This is a genomic window from Rhizobacter sp. Root1221 (assembly GCF_001425785.1).
GTDB lineage: Bacteria > Pseudomonadota > Gammaproteobacteria > Burkholderiales > Burkholderiaceae_C > Rhizobacter.
On the sequence record NZ_LMDI01000005.1, the window covers coordinates 37362 to 57074 of the forward strand.

Below are 19713 nucleotides of genomic sequence, written 5' to 3' on the forward strand. Positions count from 1 at the left end.
TACTCGACGGGCTTCTGGCTACTTAGTCGGTCCTGCAATGGCCGACTATTTAGTGGAACTCAATTCACTTAGCACTCTTTCCACAACGAGCGCTGCACGTACCTTGTCGTATGGGCCTTCGCCCATAGGCGGTTTCAAAAGCCCGTCAAGAAAATGACTGAGAACATCGGCCCTATCAGGGCCAGTTACGACTTCATCTAGTTCGATGTCTCGGAGGCCAGGCGGTAGGCCCTCATGGTCGTCCATCCATCCCCTTGTGGCGTCGGCAATCCAGTTCAAACCATTCCCGTCGCGCAGCGCATCTTCTAGGTGAAATGAGAGAAATTTCAAGAACTCCCTCAAGTCTTCGTCCTTGATGTATGCAGCATGGCCTTTATATCTAATCGCGCTTTGAGGCATCAGTCGCCTCTCATGAAAATGATTCTTTGATTTGCGTTTCGCACCGCTTGCCTCAACGTTTCTTCTGCCGCCGTCGACATGCCAGTCGTATCAATGATATGCGTGTCTACCGCCGTGTTTTGCTGAATATGCTTCGCCACATTGGAAACCGCCTTCATCTGCTGCGTATCCGTCAGAGGCTCCAAATCTCCATTGAGGAAAGGTCCCTTCAAAGACACATTCCCCCATCCACTCAGGTCAATGATGTCAACGCCTTCGGTAGTTGACAGCTGGAAGGCTTTCCCGAACGTCTTCTCTGCGCGGGAGATGGCCATGGTTTCAATGATGCTGAACTTGCCTTGTTCATGGTTCCATCCGAGCGCTCGATATCTGAGCGCTGCAGCAAGTTGCTGGACCGCTGCATCCTTATCTGCAGCCCCAACGAGGTCGTCGACATTGCCAAAGCGGTTACCGCTGGCGAGCGCGAGGCGGTCAGTGGGGGCGTCGAGGGCAGGTTTCGAGTTTTGGCTTTAGACTCGAGACTGAGCCCTCATGGCTGCGCCTGCTAGTCTGGCGTAAATTGAATCATCTGCTTAATTCGAGAAGCGTCAGATTTGGACTTTTCGCAAAGGAGATCGATAAATTTCTCATATGCGATGCTGTTTGACCTTAATTCGAAGCCTTCGTCGGTTTCTTGGAGGGAAATTGATTGAAGGAAGTCCGTCTTTGCCCTGTTTAAGGCGGATGCCAATTCGTCTCTTTGAAATTCTGAGAATCGCGCGGAATATTTTCCGAATTTTGGCGGGAAGAGTGTTGATAAGTTCGGGTCGAACTCTTCAATCGCTGCGCCGCAGTTCGTGCATATCATTGCATTTGTCGAGTCGCCTAGGCAAGTGAAGCAGGTGTACATGCCGGCATACTGAGCTTTTGTCATAATGTCTATCCGTTCATTTTCTGGTAATGAATACGGGCACGATAGGTGCGTCGGAACGCCCGCCCCACAGAATTCGAAGAGACAGGAGGTCGTCGGCCGAAATTGCTTGGCCGTTTTGCGGGTCAAACATTTTAACCGAGCCGTCGTCGAGGCGCTGGGCATGGAAGACATGCCTAAGTCGGTCTCTCTCCGGCCCGATGAACATGGCATAGTCGCCGATTGGCTTGTTTGCACCAAATGGCGAGGTCCAAATAGGTGCGGACTCGGTGCTGACGGCCTTTCGAATGATGCGAACGGCTTCAGCGAGTTGAATCCCTCGCTCTGGGTGGACCGATGCGACATTCCGCTCGATGTCGTCGGCAGTCATGAAGATTCTGTTTTCCCTATCGGTCATGTAGGAGGCAACGCAGGCAATGCAGTTCTCGGATTTTGCGGATGGATTCCATCTGGTATATGTTGGCACATCCCAAGCTGCACCAATATGGTTGTTGGAATATCCTTGGAATGCGAGGTTGCCGTCCTTAGTGGCCTTTCCAAAACTATTTGAGAACTGCAGGCTAGGCAGAACTGAGTTGCCGGTAAGGTGGCCAGTGGGTATCGCGCTGTCGACCGCGGGCAGCGTAGTGGTCGGCCATTGCCCGGTGTAATTTAAGTTGGCCGGGCTGTTGACTTCTACCTTTGGTCTGCCGCGCACCGAAACGCCATTCAGATCGTCAATTGACGTCGATGTTTCAGGAGCTTTGGGATTCGCGCCGTGGAGCCGGCTCACCCTGTTAGCGACCACCCCTTCAACGGCCGCTGCACTGAGTCCGAGCAGACCATATCCCAAGGCAGCCCCTTCGTCACTTGCCCCAAACGAACGAAGCACCTGCTCGCCATATGGCACTGATGTTGTGCCATTCCACGCTTGCCTGAGGCCGGCTTGCGCGTAGTCCAGGCTGACGGTTCCGCCAACCAAGCCCGCTGCGCACCCCCATCCCGTCACACATGAGGCTCCGCTGGCGGCCACGCCCAGACCGCCCAGAACGAACTGGCCGCCACCGGCCGTGCGTGTGACCATCTTCGATCGCGTGGCCGGTTCGACCAGGTAGGCGTCGACCCAGCTGTACTGGAACAATCGCTCGACGACTCGCCCGTTCTGCCCGATCTGCGAGGAAAGCAAGGCCTGCTCGGATTTCATCCCGGCCCCGATCGCCTGGAGCTTGGCCAAAAGTTCGTAGTTGGGATCGTCTTTGGGAACGCCATCGGCGCAATGCACGAGCGCGCACGCAGCAGCGAGGAGGCGCTGCTCCACCGCCTTGTCGCCCTTGGCCAGCGCCTTGATGCGCTGCAGTTCGCTTTGGTGAAGCTGGCGATTGTTGGTATCGACCGCGAGCGCGAAGCCCGCGCCTGTGCCGGACCCCAGGGCTGCACCCAACCCGCTGGACGTCAGCTGACCGAACGCCTGCCCGAACATGGTGGCGTAGCCGTCGTTGATGCCCAGGTCGCTTGTGACCGCGCGAGCGGTCGACACGACGCTGCGCTGCCATTCGTCGATCTGCGGCGCCGCTGCGGCCACGCCCCCCGCGCCCAGGGCGCCTTGAACACCTCCACCCAGTGCCCCAGTCAGCGTGTGCAACACCACCCGGCCGGCCCCACCTTCGGCGAACAGTTCCTGCTGCGCGCGGAGATCAGGATCCCGCAACGTGGCCACCGCCGCCTCCGGCGTGAACCCCCGGTTCTGCTCCAGTTCGTCCAGCGCCTTCACCTTTTCCGGCTCGGCCAACCGTCCTTCCTCACGCTCGCGCCACAGCGCGAGGTACGTGCGCGCCTGCTCGATCTGTTGTCCGGCGCTGTTCACGATGGAGTCAGACAACTCCGCCACCGCCTTGGGAGCCTTCTGGCTGAACGTCTGCGTGATCTGCACCTGGGCGGCCATCTCGCGGCGGGTGCGTTCGGCGTTGAAGGTGGGGCGCAGGATGCCGGCGGTGTCGGTGGCGGTGGACACGCCGATGCCGCTGCGGGTCACGCTTTCGAGGTGTTCGCCGTCTTCGCCGAAGCCCACGCTCGCCGTGGGTTTGCCCCCCGACGAGGCCTTCTTGTCTCCCGACGGCCGGGGCGCTGGCGCAGGGGCCGGCGCACTGCTCGCCGGATCCTTGCGCGTGGTGGCACTGCTGACCTGCGCACTCACCGCAAAGGCCTGGGCGTTGAAGTCGGCGACGTTGACGAGGTCACGCTGGGTGACCCCACCCTTGCCCTCGAAGCGGGTCAGGCCCCGGTCGAGTGCGAGCTGGCTGGCCGCGACCACGCCACCGGTGAGGTCGGTGTTGCCGCCCACGCGGATGTCGTAGCCGCCGTCGCCGGCGAAGATGCCGCTCTGTTCGGCCACGTAGCGCTGGTTGGCGTTGATGCGCGTGGTGCCGTAGTTGAAGCCGGCGGCGGAGACGAAGGCGCCGTAGCAGATGGGCGGGATGCACAGGCTCAGGTTGATGCCGGCGCTCTCCTGCTTGCTGTCGTAGGTGCTCTTGTCCTGCAGGCTGTCGATGCGCAGGTTGCCGCCGATCTGGCCCTCCACGCGCTGCGCGTTGACCGCCGCACCCTGCAGCGTGGTGTCGCCGCCCGACACGAGCGTGAGGGTCTTGCCGGTGGTGACGTGGCTGTTCGTCCACGTGCTGTCGCTGCCGTCGGCACGGCCGCGGGTGCGGCTGGCGGCGAGGTCGATGGTGAAGCCGTTCTGGTCGCCCAGCAACGCGAAGCCGATGCCCACGCTGGCACCACTCGAACCGTCCGTGCTCTTTTGCACCGCGGTGTTCTCGGCGGCGGCCAGGCGGATGGCCCCGTCGGCCTTCAGCAGGGTGTTGTTGCCCGCATTGAGGTCGCTGCCAATGACGTTCAAGGTGCTGTCCGCGCCGGCGCCGGCGGCCTCGATGCGCAGGTCGCCGCCCGCGGCCACGGTGCTGCCCACGGCGTTGGTGCCGCTCTGGGTGAAGTCGGAGTGGCTCTCGTTGTGGCTGATGTTGACGCTGACCTTGATGCCGGCCGCGACGTTCTTCATGCCAGAGACGGCGCTCACCGCATCCCTCGCGGCGAGCCCGGCGTTGATGGCGGCCATGCCCTTCATGCGGGTGTTGCGGGTGTCCTGGCCCGAGTTGATGGCGCTGCGGGCCGCGAGCAGGGCGTCCACCAGCGGGATGCTGACGGTGCCGCCCACCGCACTGCGGCTGGACGAGCTGCCCTGGGTGGACTCGCCGCGGTCGTACGCCGCGTCGATCTGCACGGCGCGGGCGCGGATGCCGATGTCGCCCTCGGGCGCCGCGAGGGTGCTGCCGGTCTGGGTGTAGCGGCCGTCGGCGCTCAATGCCACGCTGCCTTGCAGGCTGGCCACCTGGGTGGCCGCATGCGTGGTGCTGCTGCCGCGTTGTTCGTCGCCTTGCTGGGCCGTGCCCATGGCCGGCTGCCACCACTTGCCGATCTGGCCGTTGGCGTAGCTGTGGGTGCGGCTGAAGTCGGACTGGGTTTGCTCCGCCGCCAGCAGGCTCAGGTCGCCGCCCGCGTGCATGCGCAGGTCCTTCTCGACCGCCACGGTGGCGCCCACCAGCGTGGTGTTGCGCCCGCTGCGGGTGCTCAGGGTGCCGGCCGTCACGTTGCTGCCCTGGGCCTGGGTGGACGACTGCGTGCGCAGCTGGCTTTCCGACGCCTTCTTGAGGAACGCAAACCCCACGTCGAAGAGGCCCGCGGAGTTGAACGATTGGCCGTTGAGGCGGCCCAGGGAGTTGGCCTGCTGGAAGCTCTGGCGCTCGTGGCTGGTGTCGGTGGTGGCGGTGAAGGCGCTCAGCGTGAAGTCGCGCCCGGCGTCGACTTCCAGCTGCGTTTGTGCGTTGAGCTCGCCGGCCTGCACGGTGATGTCCTGGCCCGCCTTCAGCAGCAGCGCGTTGCCGCTGAAGGTGCTGCCCACCGCCTGGGTCATGGCGGTGCGGTCGTGGGTGATGGTGGTGCGGGTCTTGAACGTGCCGTCGTGCACGGCCACTCGCGCATCCTCGGTGAGAGAACTGGCGGCGCCCGCCTGGAGGTCGATGTTGCCCCGCACGGCCTGGGCGGACAGCAACCCGCCTTCGCTGCTGACGGTGGCCGCGCGTGCGATGAGGTTATCGCCGGCGCGCAGCGTGATGTCGCCCTGGCCCGCGACCACGGTGCCCGCCTCGCCGCGCTGGTCTTCGAGGTGGTTGAGGTCGTCGCCGGCATGGAAGCCGCTGCGGTGGTGCACGTCCACGGTGCCGAACCGCAGGTCGCGGCCGCTGTCGATCCACGTCTGGCCGCCGCTGCCGGCCTGGTTCAGCGCGGCCGCCGTGAGCGTGGTGTCGCGCCCCGCCTGCAGCGACAGCTGGCCCTGGCCCGCACGCACGGTGAGGCTGGCGAGGCGGTCGATGTCGGTGTGCTGTTCCTGCAGCTTCACGCCGCCCAGGTCGATCTGGAAACCCGTGGTGCGGGTGGTGCTGGCCACGGTGAGGTCGCGCCCGGCGTCAAGCACCAGCTGGCTGTCGGCGGTGATCTGGCCGCCCAGGTTGGTGATGTCGTTGCGGGCCTGCAGCGATATGCTGCCGCCCCGGATCAACCCCGGGTTGTGGATGTTCTCGGCGTTCACCCGCACGGTGTCGCGGCCCACCACCGTGCCGGTGTTGGTGAAGTCGCCCGCGGTGGTGACGCTGACGCGGTTGCCCGCGATGAGGCTGCCGGTGGCACCTACCTCGGCATCGGTGGTGCGTGCGTACACCTGCGGCACCAGGGCCTGCACGGTGGAGCCGTCGGCGCGGGTGACGTCGCGCCGCACCATCCACACGATGTCGGTGGTGAGCTTGGACAGCTGGTCGGCCGTGAGGGCCTGGCCCGGCTGCAGGTTGTGGGCCCGCGCGAACGCCACGCCGGCGTTCATCAGCAGCACGTACTCGGTTTCGTTGTTCTGGTTGGCATCGAGCAGGCGGGTGCCGAGCAGCTGGCTGGTCTGCTCGCGCACGAGGCGCTGCTCGTAGTAGCCGTCACCCAGCCGTGGGCCCAGGCTGCCGGGCGCCACGCCCAGCTGCGTGAGCAGGTAGTTGCTGTCGAGCCAGGTGCGGTAGCCCGAGAACTGGGCATCGGTGGTGACCAGCACCGGTGCGCCCGCATCGCGGTGCCGCGTGTAGAGACCGCTGGTGGGCAGGGTCAGGTCGACGGTGGCGGCGCGGTGGAGGATGGTGGGGTCCGCGACCGTGCCTGCGGCGCCGGGTGCCGGGCCGGTGGTCCCGGTGGTGCCCACCGCGGCTGGCGCGCCCGTGGCGGGGCCGGTGGCCGCGGCGTCGGCCACCGTGACCGCCTGCACGCCGTTGCCCTGGCCGTGCAGGTTGACGTTGGCGCCGCGCAGTTCGGCCGTGCTCAGGTCGAGCGCGACGCTCGTGTTGTCGGGATTGTCGAGGGTGCTGGTGACGGATTCCGTGCGGGTGTCGGTGCGACGATTCTTGTAGCTGCAGAAGTTGCCGCTACTGCACTTGTCCCGATGCAGCATGAACGTGGTCGTGGTGACGGTGGTGGCCCGTTCCCCGCTGTACGTGCCGGTGGTGTAGTGGTCCAGGCGCAGGTCGACGGTGCCGAGCGACACGACGCGGCTCTGGTCGTTGTGCACCCGGGCGTCTCCGAAGTGCATGGCCCCGCCTGACTCCAGCACCCCGGCGCGGCCACTCGCCGCTTCGTTGAAGTAGCTCTCCGTCTGAGTCGTGGTGCGGGTCTGCTCGGTGCGGTAGTTGCCGCTGCCACCCGTGTCCCACAGCACGCTGTGGGTGCTGGTGGGCACGAACCCCGTGGCCGGGCGGGTGGAGATCACCACGGGCCGGTCACGCTCCACGATCACCTGGTCGACACCGTAGGTGATCTCGCCGGCCGCGCGCACGGCCCCCCCGGTGACCCGCAGCAGGTCGCCGATGCCCTGCGCCTGCCCCTGGGCGTCGAGCGTGCGGCCGAAATGCACCGTGCCTTCACTGAGCAGTTCCGCGCCCGACCCCACGTTCACCTGGCCCGCGGCCACGTCGAGCCGGTCCCGCGCGGCGATGACCCCGCTGCGTGTCTCGACGTCACCGCGGTGGCGCCCGAACCCGCGGTAGTAGGAGGCGTTCCAGGGCGTGTGGTACGTGCTCACCTCGCCGGTCTGGGCGTTGGTCACCGTGTAGGACCGCCGCGTCGCGGACGTGTTGTTGACCGTCTCGGCCTGCACGCTCGTGTGGTCGCCGTAGATGCGTCCGCCGATGTTGTCGACGGTGGTGGCGGCCTGCACCGTGGTGTGGGCGCCGTCGACAAGGCCGCGGTTGCTGATGCTGGTGTCCGACTGGAGCAGCGTGTCGCCCGCGGAGATGATGCTGGCGTTGGCGCCGAGGTCGATGCGCTGGGCGTGGATCGCCAGGCCTTCACCGCCTTCCATCTGGCCGTCGAGCGCGAAGCGGCCGGTGGTGGTGAGGCTCGTGCGGCCCGCGGCATGGAGGTCGCCCACGTCGCCCAGGTCGGCGTTCACGCGCAGGTCGAGGGTGCCGGCCGAATACACCTTGCCGTCGAAACCCACCTGGCTGGCGTCGATGCCCACGTGGCGTCCGGCCACCAGCGTGCCACCGGTGTTGGTGATCTCGAGCGTCTGGTGCTGGAGGTCGGTGGCCCCGGTGTCGCGCAGCGTCAGCGTGCCCACGGCCGACAGCAGGCCGCCCGTGTTGTCGAGGTGGCCGGTGCTGCCCAGCGTCACGTCGTTGTCGGCCAGGATGGCGCCGCGCTGGTTGACGATGGCCGCCGCGTTGACACGCACGTCGTGGCCCTGCAGGCCCAGGGTGCCTTCGCGGGTGCCGGTGTTGATCACCGTGCCGGCCTGGACATCCAGCGCATCGCCCGCGCGGATGAGGCTGCCGGTGTTGTCGAGGGTGCCAGTGCCCACGTCGATCTGGAGGCCGCCGGTGAACTGCACCTGCCCGCCCCGGTTGTCGAGCCCGGCGCCCACCACCGAGGCGCTGCCGATGCCGCCGATGCTGCCGCCACCGGAGTTGTCGATGGCCTGGCCGTTGAGCGTGCCACCGCCGCCCGTCCAGATGCGTCCCGCAGCGTTGTCGATGGCCCCGGCCTGAATGGTCATCATCCCGGTGCTGAGCAGCCCGCCCTTGTCGCCTGACTGGCTGTTGAGCAGCGCCTGGCCATGGGTGTCGACGCGCAGGGCGCCATCGGCCTGGATCAGCCCGGTGCGGTTGTCGAGCGTGCCGTCGCGCGTGTCGACCGACACGTTGCGCCCACCGACGTACCCGTCGCGGTTGTCCAGCGCACCGGCCTGGAGTCCGAGGTCGCCTTCGGCGGCCAGCGTGCCGCCGTGGTTGTCGAGTGCGCCGGCCACCGCCACGGTCAGCGCGCCCTTGGCACTCACGTGGCCGCCCTGGTTGGACAGCGTGGCGGCGGCCAGCCCGAGGCCGCCCGCCTGCGCCACGAGGATGCCGTCGGTGTTGTCGATGCCGCCCTGCACGGCGAGGTCGAGCGCCCCCGCGCCGGTCTGGACCAGTTGGCCGTGGCGGTTGGACAGGTCGTGGGCCGACACCTCGAACGAGGCCGCGGACACCGTGGCCTCGTCGGTGCGCCAGGTCTGGGCGATGCTGCCGTGCAGCGTGCCGGTGGCCAGCAGCGCCGCACCCGTTGCATCGAACCCGCCTTCGAGCGCGACGAACATCAGGTTCTGCCCGCTGAATTGCGCGCCGGTCGCGTCGATGGCCTTGGTGGTGACGTTGATGTCGCCGCCGGCCACGCCTTGCCCGTGGATCAGCGCGCGGCCGCCGGCCTGGACGAAGAGGCCGCCGGTGGTGCCGATCTGCGTGGTCTTGCCGTCGTCGCTGGTGGTGAGGCCCGCGGCGAGGGTGGTGTCCTTGTCGCTCTGCACCTGGCTGTCGGCGCCGGTGGCGAGCAGGCGCAGGTCGCCGGCGGCACCGATGAACCCGCCCTGCGTGTTGCGGAGGTGGCCGCGGGTCTGGAGCCGGGCATCGCCCTTGGCGTACACGCTGCCGCTGTTGTCGATGCCGCCAGCGGCATCGGCCACGAGGGCGCCGCTGCTGTTGACCTGCCCCACGTTGACGAGCTTGCCGTCGGCGGTGACCAACACGTCTCCGGCCTGCGCCGCGATGGTGCCGGCGTTGCGCACGCCCACGCCGGCGTCGGTGCCCACGAGCGTGATGTGGCCGGCGTACATGCCCCCGAGGTTCGACACGTCGATGCCCACCGCGGGTGCGGCGTCCTGGCTGCGGGTGGCCGTGACCTGGCTGTTGTCGATGCTGACGAGGTTCGCGCCCTGCGTCACCTTCAGCTTGTTCGCCCACACACCCGCGTTGACCTTGACGCTGCGCGCGATGATGTCGGTGTAGTCCGCACCGCGCGCATCCATGCCGCGGCCTTCGACGGCCACGGTGCCGCGTTCCACCCGGTAGCCCTCGAGGTTGCCCTGGTTCATCACGGCCGTGCCGGTGGTGACGGTGGCTCGGCTCGCGTTGATGAAGCCGCAGCCGTCGCAGGTGATGCCTGCCGGGTTGGCGATCACCACCTGCGCGCGGTCACCGGCCACCTCGATGTAGCCGCGCAGCTGGCTGGGGTTGCTGGAGTTGACTTCGTTGAGGATGACCCGCGCGGTGCCGGCGGCCATCCACGGATTGGCTCCCACCGCGCCGGCCAGCGCCGAGGCCGCACCGGTGCGCGAGTTGTTGAGCACCGCCCCGGCCGCACCCACGTCGAACTGGCTGTAGGTGTTGCGGGACACCCCGGCAGCGCTGGGCGTCTGGACGTTCACCTGCACCGCGCCCGTGGGTGTGGGCAGCACGGTGGGCTGCTGGTTGCGGGACGCGTTGCGGTCGGCCACGATCTGGGCGGTGGCGGACCCGGCCACGGCCACCATGCCCAACGCCAGCCACAACGACAAGGCCAGCGGCCGCACCGCCACCTGCAGGTGCGACGAACCGCCCACGCGGGCGCCGGCCGCGCGGCCGTGCCCCAGCGCCGTCTCGGCCACCGCCATGTAGAGGCCGCGGGCCCGGTTGAAGACGACGCGGTGCAGTTGCTGGTTCATGGTCTATCCCTGGATGCGGTGTGGCAAGGCGCTGCGCGCCTGCGGTGTTCGAGGTCGGAACGAGATCGGGACGAGGTCAGAAGGCCGCGCCGGCGGTGAACCCGCTCACCAGGCCGGAGGCGTTCAAGGCGCCGGGCTTGTGCAAGGCGCCGCCGGCGAACACGTCGTAGTTCACCCACTTCCACGCGCCTCGCAGGCCCAGCACCGCGCCCGACATCGACTTGCCCGCCAGCTGCGCGCTGGAGGCCCCGCCCACCGTGCCGTGGTCGATGCCGAGGTACAGCTCCTGCCCCGTGTCCCGCAACGGCAGCCCCACGTCGTTGCGGATGAGCCAGCCGCGTTCGGCGGACAACACGCTTTCGCCGTTGAAACCGCGGACGGTGTAACGCCCGCCGATCGAGAAGCGGTCCTGCGGCACGAGGGGCGAGCGGTTCCATTGCGCGCGCCAGCTGCCGGTGTAGCGCAGCGGCTGCCCGGCCAGCCTGAATGGCGCGCTGAACTGCACGTCGGCGGTCAGGAGGCGCGGCCTGGCCGTGCCATCGCCGTGGGTTTCCTCGGGCGCAGGTATCGCCCCCTGCGCGCCGGTGCCGCGCCGGTAGACCAGCCGCAGGTCCACCGTGCGCGCGCCGATGTACTCGCGGTGCGCGGCGCCAAGCTCCCAGCCGGCCATGCGGCGGCGCTGCACTTCCACCTCGGTGTCGTCGATGAAATTGCGCGACGAGCGGGCCCAGCCGCGCACGCTGACCGTGGTCTTGCGCACCGCATCCCGGTACACGAGGCGCGACACCTGCAGGTCGCGGTTGCTGTTGTCGCCGTGGTACGTGTAGTTCTGGTTCACGCCGGCCACCGTCTGGTGGTAGTCGGACCGGCCCACGTTCATCGACAGCAGCCAGTGGCCGAACGGCACCGAGTAGTGGACGACACCGCCCTTGCTGCCGCGGGCCCCCGGGTCACCGCCGCCCAGGTCGTGGTTGACGCTGACGTAGAAGAGGTCGTTGAGCCGCAGGCCATGGTCGAGCGACACCGTGGCGTTGCCCTGGTACTTGCCGGTGGCCCGTGTGCCGGAGTCGTCGGCGGACACGTTGAAGCGCACCGGGCGTCCCTGCTGCCAGCCGATCACGAGGTCGCTGTCGCCTGGTTGCGCATCGGGGCCCTCGGCCGGTGCGATCTGCATGTCGACCTCGGCGGTGGGCACCCGCTTGAAGTTCTCGAGGCCTTGCTCGATGTCGCGCAGGTTCAGGCGCTGGCCCGCCCGGGTGGGCACCGCGTTCCACGCGTTGGCCCGCGGTGAAGTGCCGTCCGTGAAACGCACCGCGCGCACCCGGCCGGGCACCAGCGTGAGCGCGAGCGTGCCGCTGCGCAGGTCTTGTGGCGCGGCCGTCACGCGGCTGGTGATGAAACCGCGTGCGATGAGCGCGTTCTGCACGCGCTTCATGATGCGGTTGATGCCGACGGAACCCAGGCAGCGCCCGGGTGCGGCGTCGCCGATCGCCTGGGGCGGGGGATCGGTGGGCAGGTACGCGGCGTTCAATGCCCACTGGAATTTCTCGGACGAAGCACCGCCCAGCTCGACACGCACGATGTGAAAGCACGGCGTTTCATCGGTGGGCAGCGGCAGCAGCGCGTCCGGCACGGTGGCCGTGTCGAGGCGGACGTCGGGCGCACGCCGCAGCTGCTGGGACTGTGCGCGTTCGCGCTCCTGCAAGCGGCGCTGTTCCTGTGCGGCCGCGGCGCCCACGGCGTCGGGTGACGTCGGGTCGGCGGCCACACTGGACCCGCCAACGACCAGCCCTGCTGAAAGAACGAAAACGGCAACACAAGACCGGCCCCGCACGCGGCGGGGATACAAAGAAAAGGACACGCAGACCACTCCCCAGCCCGCATCCATGGAAATCGCGGGACTGTCTGTTCTCGAAATTCTGGTTTGTTCGGCCGGGTGTCGTGCCCGCGCAAAGCAGACTTGTCCGAAACCGAATATCAGGATTTTCCCGTGCAATCCGTCACGGAAATGGGCCAGAGCTGTATCAGGAGGTGTTCTAGGGGGGAGGGCTCGAAACCCCACTGATCGCGGGGGGCGCGTTGGCGCGATTTCGCGGTAGGCCGCCGCTCAGTGCTTGCCGTTCACACCACGCGCACCCCGAGGCCGCCGATCAACATCGCCGCCTGGTCGGTCGACATGATGGCTCCCTTGCCGAGGTCCACGGAGCGCAGGTCGGCGCCGCCGAACTGGGCGCTCTTCAGGTTCGCATCGCACAAGCTCCGGCGCTGTGAACAAACGCCGATTTGGCGCTTGGCGCGGGCGGGCGGGTGCCAAGGCCGTGTGATGATGCGCCCCGCCATGTTCAGCCTGATCCGCATCACCGTCCGCCGTGCCCGCCAGGAACGCCTTGCCCAGGTGGCGGGCAGCCTGACCTTCACGACCGTGCTGTCCATCGTGCCGTTCCTGACGGTGGCCTTCGCGCTGTTCACGCGCTTCCCCCTGTTCCGCCGGTTCGAGGGGGCCATCGAGGAACACCTGCTCAAGAGCCTGCTGCCGGCCGAGATGTCGCGCACGGTGTTGCGGTACCTGCACCAGTTCGCCGACAACGCCAGCGGCCTCACGCTGGTGGGGTCGCTGTTCCTGCTGGTGACGGCGGTGGCGATGCTGCTCACCATCGAGAACGCCCTCAACCAGATCTGGGACGTGAAAAAGCCGCGCCCGATCCTGCGGCGCGTGGGCCTGTACGTGCTGATGCTCGCCATCGGGCCGGCCGCGCTGGGCGTGAGCCTGTGGGCCATGTCGTATGTGCTCGGGGTGTCCATCGGCCTCATCGGCACCGTGCCGCCAGCGGCGCAGTTCGCGCTGGCGCTCGGCCCGGTCGTGCTCGGGGCCCTGGGCCTGACGGCGATGTTCCGCTTCGTGCCCAACGCCCCGGTGCGCTGGCACGAGGCAGCACTCGGCGGCGTGCTCGCCGCCGGGGTGCTCGAACTGGGCAAGCGGGTGTTCGCCACCTACGTGCTCAAGTTCCCCACGTACAAGGCGGTGTACGGCGCGTTCGCCACGTTCCCGGTGTTCCTGCTGTGGGTGTACTTCTCATGGCTCGTGACCCTCGCCGCGGCGCTGCTGGCCGCGAACCTGGGGCGCGGTGCGGTGAAGCCCGCCCGCGCGGTGGGGCGCGCCCCCCGTCGCTGAGATCGGCGTCGCCAGGCGCCCGGCGTCATGAGGCGGGCGCACGCCAGCGCACCGTGAACCCCGCGCCGCGGGCGTGCAGGCCCGGCCCGGTGGACACGAAGCCACCCAGGCGCCGAGCCGCTTCGCGCACGATCGCGAGACCCAGTCCCGTGCCGACGGCCTCCACGCCTGCACCACGCTCGAACCGCTCGAACAGGCGCGGCATGTCCGCGGGTGCGATGCCTGGTCCATCGTCGCGCACGGCGATCTGCACGCCCCCTTCGTCCTGGCCGAGCGCCACCTCCACGATCGACCCCGCAGGACAGTACGTGAGGGCATTGCGGACGAGGTTCTCGAGGATCGAGTGGAGGGCACCCGCATCTGCGACGACGACGAGCCGGTCTGGCGACTGCAGGCACACCTCGACAGCGGCCTCCTCGGCCCGCGGCGCGAGGCCGATCAGCACCTGGCGCGCCGTTTCCACCAGGTCGATCGGGTTTGCCGGGCGGATCGTTCCCGCCTCGAGGCGCGCCAGGGTCAGCAGCTGGTGCACGAGGTGCGACGTTCGGTCGGTTGCCCGTTCCAGCGCGCAGCGTGCCTCGGCGCGTTCGGATTCGCCGTCCGCGCGGGCAAGCCGGTGTGCCTGCGCGCAGATCACCGCGAGGGGTGTTCTCAGCTCGTGCGCGGCGTCCTGTACGAAAGCCCGCTCCCGCGCGATGCCCTCGCGGGAGCGCTTCAGTTGTGTCTCGAAGGCCTCGATGAGCGGGCGCAGCTCGGCATGGCGGGGTGTCACGCCGAGAGGGGACACATCGAACGGCGTGCGGGCAGAAATCTGTTCGGCCAACGTTCGCAGCGGGGCCAGCCCGCGGCGCACCGCGATCCAGGCGGGCAGCACCACGAGCGGGAAGGCGATGAACAGGGGCACGAGCAGTTCGGCCGACAGCCATCGCAGCAGGGCCGGGGTGCTCACCACCGGCTCCAGGAGCCACAGCCGCCACGCCGGCGAGTCGACCACGATGGAGTCGTACGCGATGCCGGCGACCGTGACCGGTCCGCCCTTCGCGGCCACGGAGCGGATGGGCAGGGGGGCGAGCGGCCCCGACGCATACGCCAGCCGCCCGTCGGGGGATTCGACGCGGAACAACAGGTCACCGACCCCGTCGAGCCCCACGCCCTGGCGCGACCGATTGAACTGCACCTCCGACGCCCCCACGATCAGCGCTGCCGCATCGGCGTCAGCGTTGGCGAGGGTTTCGATCAGCGTTTCGGCGGCGGGGCGCAGGACCTGTTGCCGCGCGACGGCCGATCTGAACGCCGCGGCGTCGATGGCCACGAGCACCAGCCACACCAGCACGAAGGCGATCACCAGCGCGAGCACGACACGGCGCGACAGCGACGGGGCGAACCACGTGTTCATGGCACGAATTGGTAGCCGACACCGCGCACTGTTCGCACGCGGGCGGCGCCGATCTTGCGCCGCAGGTTCGACACATGCACCTCGATGGTGGCGGGGTCCACCGGATCGCCGGATGGCTCGAGCTTTTCCCCAAGAATGCCCTTGGACACCACCTCGCCCGGCGCCCGAGCCAGTTCGACGAGCAGGTGGAACTCGCGGGCCGACAGGTCGAGCGGCTGGCCGGCGAGCGTGGCGCGGTGTGCACGGGGTTCGATCGCCAGCGCGTTGAACGACCACACGGCGCTCGCCTGCTGCACCGTGCGCCGGTGCACCGCCCACAGGCGCGATATCAGTTCGGCCATCGCGAACGGCTTGATGATGTAGTCGTCGGCCCCGCTGTCGAGCCCGGCCAGCCGGTCATCCAGCGCGGAACGTGCCGTGATCACCAGCACCGGCGTCGTGACGCCCGAGGCGCGCCAGCGGCGCAGCAGCGCGAGGCCCTCGCCGTCGGGCAGCGTCAGGTCGAGCAACGCCGCGTCCACCTCGGGTTGTGGCCGCGCCGGCACGTCGGCGAGGCGGCGGATCCACACGCACGTGAATCCCTCGCCTTGCAGCGCGGCCAGCAGGGCCTGTCCGAGATCCAGGTCGTCTTCCACGATCAGCAGGTGCATGGGCCGGAATGTAGCAAGCCGAACCTTTGGCATTGCCAAAGACGCCGTGCGCGGCCTTGGGCATCGGCTCAGGTTCGGCGCCCAAGAATCGCGGCACCTCAAACCTGGAGCCGATCATGTTTCTGCCCATCCACGCCCGCCCCACCCGACTCACCCGCCGTACCCTCCTGCTCGCCGCCGCGGCCTCCGCTGCGCTCGCTGCATGCGGCGGCGACGATGACACGGTGCAGCCGCCTGCCGACACCGAGACCGCCCGAGCCGCCCGCGAGGGCGTCTCAGCCGGCCTGGTTGGCCTGGCCGTGGGCAGCGTGCGCGTCGACCGCCGGGACATCGCGGTGGCCGGCCGGCGACGGCTCGGCCGCGCGGAGGCCATCCAGCCCGGAGACACATTCGGCCTCGGTTCCAACACGAAAGCCATGAGCGCCGCCGCGATCGCCGCGTTGATCGACCGCGGCGTGGCGGCATGGACCACGCCCTTGTCGCAGGTGTTCCCGCTGCCCGCCGGTTCGCCACACGCCGCGGTCACGCTGGGCGACCTGCTGGACCACCGCGCCGGCTTGCTCGCCTTCAACGGCGCCGCTGATGACGAGGTGCGCTTCCTGTCGGCGTGGGCCGAATCCGGGCAGCCCGTGCCGGCGACCATCGCCGAACGCCGGCACGCCTTCGCGACGTGGCTGCTGACGCAGGCGCCTCCCGGCAACATCGTGCCGGGACGCGACTTCTTCTATTCGAACGCTGGCTACGCCGTGGCCGCATCGATCGTCGAGACCTTGGCCGGCGAACCATTCGAGGCGCTGTTCGAGACCGTGCTGACCCGGCCGCTGGGCCTGGCCGGCACGTGGCACCGCGCGTCGATGCCTCCGGCCGAAGGCGCACCGGCCGGGCACGAAGGCCCCGTCGATGCGCTGGTCGTGGTCGACCCCGACGATGAGACGCGCGCCGCCGACCCGTGGCTGCAGGTGCTCGACCCGGCGGGTTCGTGGCACTGCACGCCCGCCAGCTACGCCGACTGGCTGAGGTGGCATCTGTTGGCTTTTCGCGGCGGGCCGTCGCCACTGGCCGTGGGATACGTGCAGCGGCTGATGAACGCCGCGCCCGAGCGTTACGCGGTGGGCTGGCAGAGTGTCACCGTGCCGACCGGTCGGCTCTGGATGCACACCGGGCACTTGGGCGGGTTCATGGCCGAGGTGGCGGTGGCCGCGGACGGCTCCCACGCCGCGTTTGCCGTCACCAACACCGGCCACATGTCACCAGACGGGTCGAGCTGGGTCCTGACCGAACTCGACCGGCGGCTGGGGCCGATCTATGCGCAGGCGGCGGGCTGACGCCGGCGTCAATCCAGCCCGTTTTTCCCCGGCGCCCAGTACACCTTCGACACGATGCGCGCGGGCTGTGCCCCGCGTGCGACCAGGTGCCGGCGCAGGCGCTGGATGGACGACGCCTTGCCGCTCAGCACGTGGTGCAGGGACGCGGCCGCGCGTTCGTCCAGCAGAGCCTCGGCGTGGGCGAGGTGGCCGTCGTCCGCGGTGCGGCCGATGAAACGCGCCGCATTCGCAGCACCCGGGGCCACCGCGCCCAGCGCGTTCCGGGCCTCGTCGGGGTCGTTGGCCTCGAAGACGTGCCGGTGCACCGCGTGGCCCAGCGCCGCCGCCAGGCCGATGGACGTTTCGTCGCCGAAAAACGTGGCCGAGTCCGGCACCCCGCCGAGGTTCACCGACCGCCGCGGGCCCATCACGTCGCACGTGTCGCCGCGGGCCACGCGGCTCAGCCAATGGGCTCCGGGCGCCGCGCCGTGCACGTAGCCCAGCAGGTGCACCACGTCGGTGTCGCCGTCGAGCCGGAACGGCGTGTAGGTGCGGAACGACATGCCCGTGGCACGCACCTGCACCTTGTCGCCGTTCGCCCAGTCCGCCTGTCCGAACGCGGTGGCGCGCAACGCGACGAGCCGGAAGCTCGGCGTCAGTGACTGCGCCGACACGACGGTGGCCCGGTGGGTCAGCCACCGCAGCACGGTCTGGCCCAGCAGGCCGGGTGGGTCTTGGGGCGCGCGCAGGGCGCCGCCCCGGGGTGACGAAACCGGGAGGAACATGGGAACTCCTGAGGGAGGTAGGGGAGGGTTCCGGGGCGTGGCCCCGGGGGGCTTACCGAGCGCCTGCGGCCAGGTCGGCCTTCAGTTCTTCCTGCGGCCGGGCCTGGCGGTTCCGGCAGCCTTCGCCGCCGCGAAAGCGGGGGTGCCCATGCCGCCGGTGGTGCCAGCCGCCGCGGCCCCGGAAGCCCCCGAACAGGATGCGGCTCAGCACCAGCAGGCCCACGGCATGGGGGAAGTCGATGGCGCGGGCGCCGGTGAACAGGTCGACGACGACCCAGTTCCAGAGGCCCATGACCACCGCGCCCATCAGCGGGATGACCAGCAGCACGAAGAGCACCTTCGCGGCGATCCAGCGTTTGTCGTTCATGGTGAGTTGTCCTTCAGCGATTGAATTCGTCATGCAGCGGCCGCAGCCGCGATCGGAGGTGCAACACGGCGGCGCGCTTGCGCGAGAGCAGCGTGTTCACGTTGATGCCGGTGTCCGTGGCCAGGTCCTTGAAGCTGCGGCCGTCGAACTCGTGCGCGAGGAACACCTCGCGCTGGTTGTCGGGCAGCTCGTCGAGTGCGTGCTGGAACGCCACCAGCAGGGCCTTGCGCGAGTACGCGCTTTCGGGCCGGCCGGACTCGGACGAAAACGAGTCATCGAGCCAGCCGAGCCCATCCTCGGGGTCGTCGTCGGCCGGAAGCGGTTCCTCCCGCTTCTTGCGGAAACGGTCGATGATGCGGTTGCGGGCCACCCGGAAGAGCCACGCCCCCACCTGCTCGATGGGCTCGGGCAGCCGGTAGGCTTGCACGAGTTCGAAGAACACGTCCTGCAGGATGTCTTCCGCCTCGCCGGGATCGGCCACGCGGCGGCGGATGAACGCCTTCAGCCGGCCACGCTCGCGCACGATGGTGGCGGTGATGCCGCTTTCGGTCGTGCTCATGGCGTTGGGGAGGCTCGGCGTCAGGTCCATGCAGGGGAAGACGCATCATCGCGGGAAATATTGATGGCCACGGCAAAAAAAGCATTCTCTTGATCCGATGAAACTCGATCCCTTTGTGTGCGTCGGCACGACGCCCTTTTCGGCAACCCGCGATGACATCGTCCGCGCGCGGGGCGCCCCTCGCTCCGAAGTGCGCAACGGCGTGGGCCTCACCGCGCTCGACTACGGCGACGCGGTGTTCCGCTTCCAGGACAGCGGCAGGCTCGAAGAGGTGACGCTGGCCACCGCCGTGTTGCACCTCGGGGTGGTAGCGGTACCCTTCGCCCGCCTGGAGGCGTTTGTCGAAGCCCAGGACGAGGCCGCGTTCCGCCGGGCCGGTTTCCTCGTGAGCCCGCGGTTCGGGCTGGCGTTCGACCCGAGTGAACCGTTCTGGGTCACGGCACTGGCGCGGCATTGCATTGGCGAGTGGCAGGCTCTCTGACATGCAGACCCGCTTCCTGCAGGACATCCTGTCCAACCGCCACAACCGCACCATCCTCGACCGCTGGGACCGCCTCGCGCTGCCCGATGGCTGGCTCGTCGCGGGCTGCCTGTTCCAGAGCGTGTGGAACCGGTGTTCGGGCCTTCCTGCCGAGGCGCAGATCAAGGACTACGACCTCTTCTACTTCGATGCCAGCGACCTCTCCGCCGAGGCGGAAACCGCGGTGCAGGCACGCGTGGACGCCGTGATTCCGGACCTCGGCATCACCGTCGAGGCGAAGAACCAGGCCCGCGTGCACACCTGGTACCCCGAATGGTTCGGCCACCCGTATCCGGCGTTGCACAGCTCACGCGAGGGCATCGACCGGTTCCTGGTGCCGGCCACCTGCGTGGGCGTGCGGCCGGCTGGAGACGGGTACGAGGTGTACGCCCCGAACGGGCTGGCGCTGGTGTACGAGGGCCACCTCACGCCGAACCCGCTGGTGCCGCACCGGGCGCTGTTTGAGGCGAAGGCGCGGTCTTACCAGTCGCGGTGGCCCTGGTTGCGGATCGGGGAGGGTGCCGGCTACCCGTGAAAATCTTCGCGGAAAATGCCAGGACTGAACCGTTCACACA

The 19713-nt window shown here is 68.5% G+C and carries 13 protein-coding genes; 4 read left to right on the forward strand and 9 right to left on the reverse strand.

The window, feature by feature from the left end; all coding sequences use genetic code 11:
- Positions 1-398: 398 nt before the first annotated feature.
- From ASC87_RS04865 to ASC87_RS33045, 4 genes are all read right to left on the reverse strand, one after another.
- The gene (locus ASC87_RS04865; RefSeq protein WP_056657576.1) at positions 399-713 is read right to left on the reverse strand and encodes a hypothetical protein; all 315 of its coding nucleotides are present in this window, start codon (positions 711-713) and stop codon (positions 399-401) included.
- Positions 714-1325: 612 nt separating this feature from the next.
- Positions 1326-10385 carry a hemagglutinin repeat-containing protein gene (locus tag ASC87_RS04870; protein ID WP_056657578.1) on the reverse strand — a complete coding sequence of 3020 codons (9060 nt, stop codon included), beginning with the start codon at positions 10383-10385 and terminating at the stop codon, positions 1326-1328.
- A gap of 76 nt (positions 10386-10461) precedes the next feature.
- Complete coding sequence (locus tag ASC87_RS04875) at positions 10462-12153, reverse strand: ShlB/FhaC/HecB family hemolysin secretion/activation protein (protein ID WP_235582054.1); 1692 nt, start codon at positions 12151-12153, stop codon at positions 10462-10464.
- 353 nt (positions 12154-12506) lie between these two features.
- Positions 12507-12641: a hypothetical protein gene (locus ASC87_RS33045; protein WP_369820733.1), complete on the reverse strand. Its 135-nt coding sequence runs from the start codon at positions 12639-12641 to the stop codon at positions 12507-12509.
- Between the two features lie 82 nt (positions 12642-12723).
- Between ASC87_RS33045 and ASC87_RS04885 the strand changes: the two genes are divergently transcribed.
- Positions 12724-13557: a YihY family inner membrane protein gene (locus ASC87_RS04885; protein WP_056657588.1), complete on the forward strand. Its 834-nt coding sequence runs from the start codon at positions 12724-12726 to the stop codon at positions 13555-13557.
- A 25-nt stretch (positions 13558-13582) separates the two neighbouring features.
- Here the strand turns inward: ASC87_RS04885 and ASC87_RS04890 are convergent, their stop codons facing one another.
- Positions 13583-14953 (reverse strand): HAMP domain-containing sensor histidine kinase, encoded by a 1371-nt coding sequence (locus ASC87_RS04890; protein WP_056657591.1) that lies wholly within the window; start codon positions 14951-14953, stop codon positions 13583-13585.
- Positions 14950-15603: a response regulator transcription factor gene (locus ASC87_RS04895; protein WP_056657594.1), complete on the reverse strand. Its 654-nt coding sequence runs from the start codon at positions 15601-15603 to the stop codon at positions 14950-14952. Before ASC87_RS04895 ends, ASC87_RS04890 begins: the two co-directional genes overlap by 4 nt.
- 116 nt (positions 15604-15719) lie before the next feature.
- Here ASC87_RS04895 and ASC87_RS04900 point away from each other — a divergent pair, with 116 nt between their 5' ends.
- On the forward strand, positions 15720-16928 hold the full coding sequence (locus tag ASC87_RS04900) for a serine hydrolase (protein WP_157603849.1): 1209 nt from the start codon (positions 15720-15722) through the stop codon (positions 16926-16928).
- A gap of 8 nt (positions 16929-16936) precedes the next feature.
- Here ASC87_RS04900 and ASC87_RS04905 read toward each other — a convergent pair whose 3' ends face one another.
- Genes ASC87_RS04905 through ASC87_RS04915 form a run of 3 tightly spaced genes read right to left on the reverse strand, consistent with a single transcriptional unit; the run spans position 16937 to position 18618 of the window.
- A complete protein-coding gene (locus ASC87_RS04905) occupies positions 16937-17692 on the reverse strand; it encodes a siderophore-interacting protein (RefSeq protein WP_056657600.1) in 756 nt (251 codons plus the stop codon).
- Between the two features lie 52 nt (positions 17693-17744).
- Positions 17745-18059, reverse strand: coding sequence for a hypothetical protein (locus tag ASC87_RS04910; RefSeq protein WP_056657603.1), 315 nt, complete (start codon positions 18057-18059; stop codon positions 17745-17747).
- 13 nt (positions 18060-18072) lie between these two features.
- Positions 18073-18618 (reverse strand): RNA polymerase sigma factor, encoded by a 546-nt coding sequence (locus ASC87_RS04915; protein WP_157603850.1) that lies wholly within the window; start codon positions 18616-18618, stop codon positions 18073-18075.
- Between the two features lie 97 nt (positions 18619-18715).
- Between ASC87_RS04915 and ASC87_RS04920 the strand changes: the two genes are divergently transcribed.
- Both ASC87_RS04920 and ASC87_RS04925 read left to right on the forward strand, forming a co-directional pair.
- Positions 18716-19099 (forward strand): hypothetical protein, encoded by a 384-nt coding sequence (locus ASC87_RS04920; protein ID WP_056657609.1) that lies wholly within the window; start codon positions 18716-18718, stop codon positions 19097-19099.
- A gap of 1 nt (position 19100) precedes the next feature.
- The gene (locus ASC87_RS04925; RefSeq protein WP_056657612.1) at positions 19101-19673 is read left to right on the forward strand and encodes a nucleotidyltransferase family protein; all 573 of its coding nucleotides are present in this window, start codon (positions 19101-19103) and stop codon (positions 19671-19673) included.
- Positions 19674-19713: the final 40 nt, after the last annotated feature.